This is a genomic window from Mesorhizobium sp. M2A.F.Ca.ET.037.01.1.1 (assembly GCF_003998075.1).
Lineage (GTDB): Bacteria > Pseudomonadota > Alphaproteobacteria > Rhizobiales > Rhizobiaceae > Mesorhizobium.
On record NZ_RZSA01000112.1, the window covers coordinates 1 to 10,411 of the forward strand.

Here is a 10,411-nt window from a genome sequence, read left to right on the forward strand (position 1 = left end):
GCGGGAATGGTTGTCCTTCTTGTGGTCCTTGAAATGCTCTGTCAGGTTCTTGATGCGCTCGGAAAGAATGGCAACCTGGACTTCCGGAGATCCGGTATCGCCTTTCGCAGTCGCGAATTCGGTCATCAGTTCTTTCTTGCGCTCGGCAGTAATCGACATCGTGTTTTTCCTTATCTGTTGGAGGAAACGGGACGCCCACAGCCGGGATGTCGTCCAGCAGGGGCCAGTGCAAGCGACGCGTCAGGGCGCGAAGCTGCGGCGCATATAGTGCAATTCCGGAAAAAACACCAGCCCAATTGTCAAGCCGGCTTGTCGCAGGTTCCGGCGGCGAAAACGGGGGAATTCAAAGGCCAATGCATGTCGCCCAGAAGTGTGCGGCGGTTCTGGGACAACGACATGCATCAAAAACAAAGACCTAAAGCGCGTCGCCTGAATCCGTTTCATCGCGACGCGCTTTAGAGCCACTTCTTCCATTTGAAGAACGCGATCAAACCGACCGCGACGACCGCCATGAACAGTAGCGAGACCGGATAACCGTAATAGGCCTTCAGCTCGGGCATGTTCCAGGGCGAGCTTTCCGGATCGAAATTCATGCCCCAGACGCCGACCAGGAAGGTCAGCGGCATGAAGATCACCGAGACGATCGTCAGATAGGAAATGACGTCGTTGGTGCGGGCCTGGGACAGCGAGAGATGCATCTCGATCAGGCCGGTGAGCATGTCGCGCTGGTTCTCGACCAGCTCGATCAGCCGCAGCGAATGGTCGAGCGTGCACGTCGTTGCGGATCAGCGTCGCCAGCGCATCGCGCATCGGCCATAGCACGCCCTTGAGCACGTTGGCGTCGCGCCTGAGTTCATGCAACTGCCGCATCTGATGCTTGTGCGGCTTGTTCAGCATCTCGTCCTCGATGCCGTCGACCAATTCGCTCGCCGCCTCGATCGGCGGGAAATAGCTGTCGACGATGGCATCGATCAGCGCATAGGCAAGATAATCGGCGCCGCGCGAGCGCAGCCGGTTCGGCATCGCGGCCGCGATGCGCTTGCGCACCGGATCGAACGGATCGCCCTCGCGTTCCTGGAAAGTGACGACGAAATTCCGGCCGAAGAACAGCGATATCTGCTCGTAGCGATGCGAGGTGACATCGTCGATCATGCGCATGACGACGAAGGCATGGTCCTCGAAGAAATCCACCTTGGGCCGCTGTCCAGTGTTGACGACGTCCTCGAGCGCCAGCGGGTGGAGGTTGAAGATACGGCCGATCTCCTCGATCAGCGGAATGTTGGCAAGCCCCGTGCAGTCCAGCCAGACGACAGGCCATTTCTGGCAATGGGTGTTGAGGTCGTCGATCGAGGCATTGTCGATGGTTTCGTATTTCTGCGGCGAGATCAATGTTAGCCGAAGCTCGCTGCGCCGCGCCGCCGGATCGGCGATCAGCGTGCCGGGCGACGCCCCGACCGGCGGCCGGCGGATTCTCAGCGTCGCCCTCTTGTTGCCTGTATCAGCCCTGGCCATGAGATCCCTGAAGCGTCGGCACCCAGTGGAGCTTAGACGACCGGATTCACCCGGCAAAGACCCGCTTGGGCTTGAACATGCCCTGCTCGATGGCGCCGATGGCGACGAGCCTGCCGCGCGCGGTGGCGCAGGCCTCCTCCGCCTCGACAGGCGCATCGCGGCCGCGAATGATGACGGGATTGCCGAGGCGGATCTTCGTCGCCGCGTCGTCGCTGACCGCGACCTGCGGCAGGCAATCGAGCGCCGCCGCCGTTTCGACCAGCAGCGCGTCGATGGCGCTGAAATCGACCGGCGCCTCGGATTCGTCCTGAACAGCTTCGGCTTTGCCGCCGAAACGGGCCGCTTCCAGTTCGGCAACCGTGACGAAATCGTCAGGCGTGAACGGCTCGACCTCGACGCGGCGCAATTCAGCGATATGGCCGAAGCAGCCGAGATCGCGGCCCATGTCGCGCGCCAGCGAGCGCACATAGGTGCCCTTGCCGCATTCGACCTCGAAGACGGTCTTGTCGGCACTATGCTCGATAATATCCAAACGGCCGATTTCAATTTCCCGCGCGGGTATCTCGACCGTCTCGCCGTCGCGGGCGAGATCATAGGCGCGCTCGCCGGCGATCTTGATGGCCGAGAATTGCGGCGGCGTCTGCATGATGACGCCGGTGTATTTCGGCAGCAGCGCCCGCAGCTCGGCCTCGGCCGGGCGCCGATCGGAGCTGTTGGTCACCGGGCCTTCGAGGTCGTCGGTCGAGCGCTCCTCGCCCCAGGCGACGGTGAAGCGGTAGACCTTGGCGCCATCCTGCACGTAGGGAACGGTCTTGGTCGCTTCGCCAAGCGCGATCGGCAGCATGCCGGAGGCCAGCGGATCGAGCGTGCCGGCATGGCCGGCCTTCTCGGCCTGAAACAGCCATTTGACCTTGGAGACCGCTTCGGTCGAGCCCATGCCGACCGGCTTGTCCAGCACCACCCAGCCGGAGACCGGCCGACCCTTCTTCTTGCCGCGGCGCGCCACTATTCCTCGTCCTTGTCGTTGTTCTTGCCGTCGCCGAGATCGCGCGCCACTTCGGGCGATTTCAGCAGTTCATTGATCTTCGCGAAATTGTCGAAGGAGGTGTCGAGCCGGAAGCGGAACTCCGGCATATACTTCATCTGCCTCAACGCGCCGGAAACACGGCCGCGGATGAACTTCGCGTGCCTGTTGAGCGCCTCGACCACGGCATTGTCGTCAGCCGCGCCAAGCGGCGAGACGAAGGCGGTGGCGATCTTGAGATCGGGCGACATGCGCACCTCGGAGACCGAGACGACGCTGTTCTCGATCACCGGATCGATGATCTCGCCGCGCTGCAGCGTTTCGGAAAGGGCATGACGCACCTGCTCGCCGACGCGCAGCATGCGCTGGGAGGGGCCTGACGTTGTCGAACGTGACATTTCTTCGGTCCTGAAATCGTGAAGCGCGGGATGGGACCACGCCACATGTCTCAAATGCATGAGCGGTCTGGGCGGCAGCCTTGCGGCCGCCGCCCGTTTCATTTCGGCAAGTATACCCGAATTAGAGCGTCCTGCTCACCATCTCGACGCGGAAGCATTCGATGACGTCGCCGACGCGCATGTCCTCGTAGTTCTGGAAGGCCATGCCGCATTCCTGGCCGCCCGGCACTTCCGAAACCTCGTCCTTGAAGCGCTTGAGCGTCTTCAACGTGCCTTCGTGGACGACGACGTTGTCGCGGACCAGGCGCACACCCGCGCCACGCTCGACCTTGCCTTCGGTGACGCGGCAGCCGGCGATCTTGCCGACCTTGGAGATGTCGAAGATCTCGAGTATCTCGGCATTGCCGATGAAGGTCTCGCGCCGCTCCGGCGAAAGCATGCCGGAAAGGGCCGCCTTCACGTCGTCGACGAGGTTGTAGATGATCGAGTAGTAGCGGATCTCGATGCCCGCGGCCGCTGCCGCGGTGCGGGCCTGCGCGTTGGCGCGGACGTTGAAGCCGATGATCGCGGCACCCGATGTCTCGGCCAGCGAGACGTCGCTTTCGGTGATGCCGCCGGCGCCCGAATGGACGATCCGCACCCTGACCTCGTCGTTGCCGAGCTTTTCGAGAGCGGCGTTGATCGCCTCGATGGAGCCCTGCACGTCGCCCTTGATGACCAGCGGGAATTCCTTCAGCCCGCTCGTCTGCAACTGGGACATCATCTGTTCGAGCGAGCCGCGCTGGCCGGCATGCTTGGCCACAGCCTTGTCGCGCGCCAGGCGCTGACGGTATTCGGTGATCTCGCGGGCGCGAGCCTCGTTGTTGACGACGGCGAAACGGTCGCCGGCCTGCGGCGTGCCCTGAAGGCCAAGCACCTCTACCGGCATCGCCGGCGGCGCTTCCGGCACGTGCTCGCCGCGGTCGTCGACAAGCGCGCGCACACGGCCCCACTCGTTGCCGGCGACAATGATGTCGCCAGGCATCAGCGTGCCGGTCTGCACCAGAACGGTGGCGACCGGACCGCGGCCCTTGTCGAGCTTGGCTTCGATCACCGCGCCTTCGGCGGTGCGGTCAGGATTGGCCTTGAGGTCGAGAACTTCGGCCTGCAGCAGGATCGCTTCGAGCAGCTTGTCGAGATTGGTGCCCTTGGTCGCCGAAACCTCGACGTCCAGCACCTCGCCGCCCATCGATTCCACGAACACCTCGTGGCGCAGCAGCTCGGTCCGCACCTTCTGCGGATCGGCGTCGCGCTTGTCGATCTTGTTGATCGCCACAATGATCGGCACGCCGGCCGCCTTGGCGTGGTTGATCGATTCGATCGTCTGCGGCATCACGCTGTCGTCTGCCGCCACCACCAGCACGGCGATGTCGGTGACCTGGGCGCCGCGGGCGCGCATGGCCGTGAAGGCGGCGTGGCCGGGCGTGTCGATGAAGGTGATCTTCTGACCGTTCTTCTCGATCTGGTAGGCGCCGATATGCTGGGTGATGCCGCCGGCCTCGCCGGAGACGACATTGGCGTTGCGGATGGCGTCGAGCAGCGAGGTCTTGCCGTGGTCGACATGGCCCATGATGGTCACGACCGGCGGACGCGACACCAGGTCCTCGGGACGGTCGGCGATGTTGAACAGGCCCTCCTCGATGTCGGACTCCGCAACGCGGCGGACCGTATGGCCAAATTCGGAAGCGACCAGCTCGGCCGTGTCGGCGTCGATGACGTCGCCCGGCTTCAGGATCTGGCCCTGCTTCATGAAGTACTTGACCACATCCACGGCGCGCTCGGACATGCGCTGCGCCAGTTCCTGGATGGTGATGGTTTCGGGTAGGATCACTTCGCGCATGACTTTCTCGCGCGGCTCATTGTGCATCGCGCGTTTGAATTTTTCCTGGCGGCGACGCATCGACGACAGTGAGCGGCCGCGCGCATCTTCGTCCGACAGCGCGGTGTTCAGCGTCAGCTTGCCGCGGCGGCGATCTTCCTCGCCCTTGGTCGGCTTGGCCGGGCGGGCCACTTCCGGGGTCGCAAGGCGCCGGGCAGGCGCGCTGGCGCCTGCGCCACCGCCGGCACCAGTGCGCCGCGGCTTGGCCTCTTCCTCGTCATCGGCCGTAGCGACATCGGCTGCCTGCGGCGCACGACGGCGAGCCTCTTCCTCGGCACGACGCCGCGACTCGGCCTCGGCCTGCAGGCGCGCTTCTTCCTCGGCCTGACGGCGCGCGGATTCGTCGCGCTCGCGCTTGCGGCGCTCCTCTTCCTCGGCGCGGCGCTTGGCATCCTCCTGAGCGCGCTGGCGATCCTCGGCCTCACGGGCCTTGGAGCCTTCCAACGCCCTGCGGCGCGCTTCCATCTCGCCGCGTGACAGCTCGTTCAGGACCATGCCCGAACGTTCCGGCGGCGGAGGCGGCGCCTTCGGCGCTTCCTGCACGACAGGCGCGGCGGCGACAGGGGTGGCCGCGGCGGGCTTCGGCGTGAACACGGACGGCGCGACCGGCTCCGGCTTGTCGCCAGGCAGCGAGAACTTGCGCTTCTTGGTCTCGACGACGACCGACTTGGTGCGGCCATGCGAGAAATTCTGGCGCACGGTGCCCTGCTCGAGGCCGGGGCGCTTCAGCGTCAAGGTCTTCTTCGGCGTAACGCTCAACGTCTTGTCGTCGCCCGATTTCGTATCGTTCATTCCATATCCTCTGCGGCATCATCTTCGTCGGCAACGGCCGCAAGCATTGCCAGATCGTTCGGGGTACCGCCCCGATATCGGTCGAGCGCAACAACGCGCTTCTCAACCGCCAGTCCCGCGTCCTGCGCGAGGACGGCAGCATGTATCACATTTGTGCCCCCCAATGCCAAGCTCAACTCGGCCTCGGAGAAAAGTTTGTAGGCAAGGATGGCGGGACCGCCGAGATGGACGGTCGCCCGCCGCGCCTGACTGATCTTGCGGACACCGTCGTCCGACGCCTCCGCCGCATGCAGAACGAGCAGCGCCTGCCCGTCGCGCACAGCACCCTCGACCTTGGCGGCGCCAAGAACGACGGCGCCCGCCTTGCGGGCAAGGCCAAGCATACCCAGAGCGGATCTGGAGAGCAGCCCGTCGACCATGCCGCCGAGATCGGACGGAACGGTCACCTGCGCCTTGAATGCGCGGGCAAACAGGTTCTTCGCCGCTGCCTTCTCGATATGTAGGCGATCGGCGGTGACCCAGCAACCACGGCCGGGCAGATTTCTCTTGATGTCCGGAACGACGGCCGAATCCGGGCCGACGACGAAGCGGATCAGTTCATCCGCTTCGGCCTGCCTGCGCGTAACGATGCAAGTGCGATCGTTCATCTCGTCCACGGGCTTTGCGATTGGTGGTCACCTCACGCACCGACGGTTTCGCCGGTTGCTGCCTCTTCGGCGGCGAGTTCTTCCTCGGTGATCCAGCCGGCCTGCTTGCGGGCTGCAAGCACCATCTGCTCGGCTTCGGCGCGCGAGACGCCGTGAGAGGCCAAAACGCCCGGATAGACCTTGGTCTCGCCGTCCTTGCGCTCTTTCCAGCCGATCAGGTCGTCGGCGGCATAGCCGGCGAAGTCCTCGATCGTCTTCACGCCGTCCTCGCCGAGCGTCACCATCATGGCGGTGGTGACGCCGGGGATCTCGCGCAGCTCGTCCTTGACGCCCAGCGCCTTGCGCTTTTCGTCATGCTCGGCCTCGATCTTCTCCAGATATTCGCGGGCGCGGGTCTGGATTTCCGAAGCGGTGTCCTCGTCGAAGCCGTCGATGGAGGAGATTTCGCCCGAGTCGACATAGGCGACTTCCTCGACGCTGGTGAAGCCTTCGGAGGCAAGCACCTGGCCGACCATCTCGTCGACATCGAGGGCTTCCATGAACAGTGCCGAACGCTCGACGAATTCCTTCTGGCGGCGCTCGCTCTCTTCCTGCTCGGTCAGGATGTCGATATCCCAGCCGGTGAGCTGCGAGGCCAGGCGGACGTTCTGGCCGCGGCGGCCGATGGCCAGCGAGAGCTGGTCGTCCGGCACCACCACCTCGATGCGCTCGGCATCCTCGTCGAGCACCACCTTGGCGACCTCGGCCGGCTGCAGCGCGTTGACGATGAAGGAAGCGGCCGAAGGCGACCACGGAATGATGTCGATCTTCTCTCCCTGCAATTCGCCGACCACCGCCTGGACGCGGCTGCCGCGCATACCGACGCAGGCGCCGACCGGATCGATCGAGGAATCGCGCGAGATGACGGCGATCTTGGCGCGCGAGCCGGGGTCGCGAGCGACCGACTTGATCTCGATGATGCCGTCATAGATTTCCGGCACTTCCATGGTGAAGAGCTTGGCCATGAATTGCGGATGGGTGCGCGACAGGAAGATCTGCGGGCCGCGCTGCTCGCGGCGCACGTCGTAGACATAGGCGCGGACGCGGTCGCCATACTTATAGTTCTCGCGCGGGATCAGCTCGTCGCGGCGGATGATCGCCTCGCCGCGGCCGAGATCGACGATGACGTTGCCATATTCGACGCGCTTGACGGTGCCGTTGACGATCTCGCCGATGCGATCCTTGTATTCGTCATACTGGCGATCGCGTTCGGCCTCGCGCACCTTCTGCACGATGACCTGCTTGGCCGATTGGGCGGCGATACGGCCGAAATCCATCGGCGGCAGCTGCTCGGCGATGAAGTCGCCGAGTTGGGCGTCGGGGTTGCGCTCGCGCGCCGTGGAAAGCGCGATCTGCGTGGCGTAGTCCTCAACCTTATCGACCACTTCCATCAGCCGCTGCAGCTTCATCTCACCGGTGTTCGGGTTGATGTCGGCGCGGATGTTGGTCTCCTGGCCGTAGCGCGAGCGCGCCGCCTTCTGGATCGCATCGGCCATGGCGGCGATGACGATCGACTTGTCGATCGACTTTTCACGCGCGACCGCGTCGGCGATCTGCAGCAGTTCAAGCCTATTGGCGCTTACAACCATTGTCTTTCTCCCGATTTCGCCTCGGACACGCGGCCCGGCGGCGCTATCAACTTTCCTGTTCGGTTTCGTTTTCCTCGGCGGCGTCTTCCGCTTCGCCGCGGCGTTTCCTTGCTTCCTTGCGCGCCCGGTTGTCCTTCGACAGGGCATCGCGGATGAGATCGTCGGTCAACACCAGCCGGGCCTCGGCGATCGCGTCATAAGGCACGCGCACCGTCGGCTCCTCGCCATAGGCCGCCTTGTCGCGCTCGATAAGGATGCCATCGGCGTCGGCCTCGGCGATCTTGCCCTTGAAGCGCTTGCGGTCACCGACGAGGACGGACGTCTCCAGCTTGACCAGGTGACCGGTCCAGGTGGTGAAATCCGACTTGCGCACCAGCGGCCGGTCGATACCCGGCGAGGACACTTCAAGATGATACGCCTTTTCGATCGGATCCTCGACATCGAGGGCCGGCGACACCGCGCGGCTGACCTCTTCGCAATCCTCGACGGTCATGGTGCCGTCCTCGCGCTCGGCCATGATCTGCAGCGTCAGCCCATTCTGACCGGTCAACTGCACCCGCACGAGACGGAAGCCGATGGCCTTGAGCACCGGCTGCATGATCAGCGCAATGCGCGCATCGATGCCGCTTTCGCGGATGATACGGTCGTCGGCCTCGCTTGCCGCTGCAGTCATTGAATCCCTGTCGCTTTTGGCTTCCGGCCGGCAGGTAATAAAAAAGAGCGGGACCGGGTGGACCCACTCTTCGTCATACCGACCAAGAATTTGAGGCTGATATAGACGATTGGCGCCGGTGTTTCAAGCCTGCAGGCAAAAGGCTAGCGGCATCTACAGCTGGCGTGGCCATCGCTGGGCTGCATGCATCACCGTGAGTATCTCGATCTCGTCGCCGACAACACGGTAGGGAATTATGTACGGGATATCAGCCAAGACCAGCTCTCGTGTCCCTTTCACCCGCCCGACGCGGCCCATCGCCGGATGTTCGGCAAGATTGTCCACGACAGAAACAATGCGGGCAACGACCCGTGCCGCGGCTGTTGGATTGTCCTTTTCGATGAAACCGCCAATCTGGTCGAGACGGCGCACGGCGCGCTCTGTCCAGCGGATCCGCTTCATCGCCCGGAGGCCGGCTTGACGTATTTCGCTATGACGCCGGCCAGATCCTTCTCACTTGCAAATTCCCCTCGATCAGCTTCCTCGAGGCCGGCCTCGATCTCGGCAAGTTGCCATTCTTCCCTGGCGACATAGTCTTCGATCGCTTGGGCCGCCACGTAGGAGCGTGAGCGATCCACCTTTTCGGCCAATTGGTCGAGCTTGGCCACGGTCTCATCGGGAAGCCGTACGGTGAAGGCGCTCATCATCCCGTCTCCATTGTGGTTCACAATGAATGTGGTGGAACCAGGGTGGTTCGTCAATGGAGGCTCCCCAGCGGAAAATCTGGACACGCCGTGGAACTGCGGTAAGCGGTTTGGGAACTAACAAAGCCACTGGTCAGCGCTTCGTGGTATACCAGCTTCCCAGGGAGCGGGCCGCTTCGCCAGTTCCACCATATCAGGAAACGGAGCAGCCGCAGCCGACAGGACTTCCATGAACGCAGCGAACCCTTCCGGGCTCATGCGGACAAGGCGGTTGTCCATCAGCACATCCTCGGCCGCGCGCACGGCGGCATCGCGCACGAAATCCGCGCGGGAGCGGCCGCGGAGACCGGCGGCGCGATCGATCATCGCCGCATCCGCTTCCGGCAGGCGCATCAAAATCCGGTATTCCTTGCGTTCGATCGGGGCGGCCATAGCTGTCTCCTTATCGGCAATGCAGCAGCCTGTAGCGCTAAATGCAATACAGAGACTCGGGCTACCTATTTCCGGATAAAGGTCAGATAAGCCTGCCGCCGTCCTTCGCGGATGGCCTTGGCCTCGTAACGCGTGCCGGGCCAACCCTCATAAGGTCTATGCCAATCCGCAGCCTCTCCAGCCTGCCATGCGAAGCCGCCGTGAGCGCGGCAGGCAAGCAGAGTCCAGTTCACATAGCTGTCGATATCGGAGGCGAAGCGGAACCTGCCGCCCGGCTTCAGGACGCGGGCAAAGCGGCCGAGATTGGCGGCACCGACGAAGCGGCGCTTCCAGTGCTTCTTCTTCGGCCACGGATCGGGATAGAGCAGGTCGATGCCGTCGAGCGAGCCCGACGGCAGCCAATCGAGCAGGCGCGTGGCGTCGTCGTCATAGACCCTGAGATTGCCAAGCGGGTTCTTGGCAAGCGCCGTCATCATCTTGGCCATGCCGTTGACGAAGGGCTCGACGCCAATGAAGCCGGTCCCCTGCGCTTCCTTGGCGCGGTGCAGAAGATGCTCGCCGCCGCCAAAGCCGATCTCCAGCTGAAGTGCCGAAACCTCCGCCTTGAACAAGGTGCTGAGGTCAGCCGGCGCTTGCGCCGTCAGGTCGAGCCGGTATTCGCGCAGGCCGCTTTCGAGGGCGATCGCCTGCTGCGGGCGTATGGT

Annotated in this window: 11 protein-coding genes and 1 pseudogene; all 12 read right to left on the bottom strand. The window is 63.8% G+C overall.

The features are described from left to right. Window positions 1–201: 30S ribosomal protein S15 (rpsO, locus tag EOA27_RS08445; RefSeq protein ID WP_348639857.1), on the bottom strand; the 201-nt coding region annotated here is incomplete at its 3' end. A gap of 254 nt (window positions 202–455) precedes the next feature. Continuing rightward, window positions 456–1,512, bottom strand: a pseudogene (gene corA, locus EOA27_RS08450) (magnesium/cobalt transporter CorA). A 46-nt stretch (window positions 1,513–1,558) separates the two neighbouring features. Continuing rightward, the gene (gene truB / locus EOA27_RS08455; protein WP_126079409.1) at window positions 1,559–2,518 is read right to left on the bottom strand and encodes a tRNA pseudouridine(55) synthase TruB; all 960 of its coding nucleotides are present in this window, start codon (window positions 2,516–2,518) and stop codon (window positions 1,559–1,561) included. Next, window positions 2,518–2,934, bottom strand: a complete 417-nt coding sequence (rbfA, locus tag EOA27_RS08460) for a 30S ribosome-binding factor RbfA (RefSeq protein ID WP_042647113.1) — start codon at window positions 2,932–2,934, stop codon at window positions 2,518–2,520. The genes truB and rbfA overlap by 1 nt, the downstream gene beginning before the upstream one ends. A gap of 121 nt (window positions 2,935–3,055) precedes the next feature. Then, window positions 3,056–5,644, bottom strand: a complete 2,589-nt coding sequence (gene infB, locus EOA27_RS08465) for a translation initiation factor IF-2 (RefSeq protein ID WP_126079410.1) — start codon at window positions 5,642–5,644, stop codon at window positions 3,056–3,058. Then, window positions 5,641–6,291, bottom strand: coding sequence for an RNA-binding protein (locus EOA27_RS08470; protein ID WP_126083567.1), 651 nt, complete (start codon window positions 6,289–6,291; stop codon window positions 5,641–5,643). Before EOA27_RS08470 ends, infB begins: the two co-directional genes overlap by 4 nt. 32 nt (window positions 6,292–6,323) lie before the next feature. Further along, window positions 6,324–7,919, bottom strand: coding sequence for a transcription termination factor NusA (gene nusA / locus EOA27_RS08475; protein ID WP_126079411.1), 1,596 nt, complete (start codon window positions 7,917–7,919; stop codon window positions 6,324–6,326). 46 nt (window positions 7,920–7,965) lie between these two features. Further along, window positions 7,966–8,592 carry a ribosome maturation factor RimP gene (gene rimP, locus EOA27_RS08480; protein WP_126079412.1) on the bottom strand — a complete coding sequence of 209 codons (627 nt, stop codon included), beginning with the start codon at window positions 8,590–8,592 and terminating at the stop codon, window positions 7,966–7,968. 153 nt (window positions 8,593–8,745) lie between these two features. Beyond that, entirely contained in the window at window positions 8,746–9,033 is a 288-nt protein-coding gene (locus EOA27_RS08485; protein WP_126079413.1) for a type II toxin-antitoxin system RelE/ParE family toxin, read from the bottom strand. Beyond that, window positions 9,030–9,278: a CopG family ribbon-helix-helix protein gene (locus EOA27_RS08490; protein WP_040986247.1), complete on the bottom strand. Its 249-nt coding sequence runs from the start codon at window positions 9,276–9,278 to the stop codon at window positions 9,030–9,032. Before EOA27_RS08490 ends, EOA27_RS08485 begins: the two co-directional genes overlap by 4 nt. Window positions 9,279–9,392: 114 nt before the next feature. Further along, window positions 9,393–9,707, bottom strand: coding sequence for a DUF1778 domain-containing protein (locus EOA27_RS08495; RefSeq protein WP_126079414.1), 315 nt, complete (start codon window positions 9,705–9,707; stop codon window positions 9,393–9,395). 65 nt (window positions 9,708–9,772) lie between these two features. Next, window positions 9,773–10,411: tRNA (guanosine(46)-N(7))-methyltransferase TrmB (locus EOA27_RS08500; RefSeq protein ID WP_127255947.1), on the bottom strand; the 639-nt coding region annotated here is incomplete at its 5' end.

What these genes read in the sequence shown, in the direction of transcription:
- rimP (WP_126079412.1), bottom strand. Translation starts at nt 8,592, where the DNA reads ATGACTGCAGCGGCAAGCGAGGCCGACGACCGTATCATCCGCGAAAGC.
- EOA27_RS08485 (WP_126079413.1), bottom strand. Translation starts at nt 9,033, where the DNA reads ATGAAGCGGATCCGCTGGACAGAGCGCGCCGTGCGCCGTCTCGACCAG.
- rbfA (WP_042647113.1), bottom strand. Translation starts at nt 2,934, where the DNA reads ATGTCACGTTCGACAACGTCAGGCCCCTCCCAGCGCATGCTGCGCGTC.
- nusA (WP_126079411.1), bottom strand. Translation starts at nt 7,919, where the DNA reads ATGGTTGTAAGCGCCAATAGGCTTGAACTGCTGCAGATCGCCGACGCG.
- EOA27_RS08470 (WP_126083567.1), bottom strand. Translation starts at nt 6,291, where the DNA reads ATGAACGATCGCACTTGCATCGTTACGCGCAGGCAGGCCGAAGCGGAT.
- infB (WP_126079410.1), bottom strand. Translation starts at nt 5,644, where the DNA reads ATGAACGATACGAAATCGGGCGACGACAAGACGTTGAGCGTTACGCCG.
- EOA27_RS08490 (WP_040986247.1), bottom strand. Translation starts at nt 9,278, where the DNA reads ATGATGAGCGCCTTCACCGTACGGCTTCCCGATGAGACCGTGGCCAAG.
- EOA27_RS08495 (WP_126079414.1), bottom strand. Translation starts at nt 9,707, where the DNA reads ATGGCCGCCCCGATCGAACGCAAGGAATACCGGATTTTGATGCGCCTG.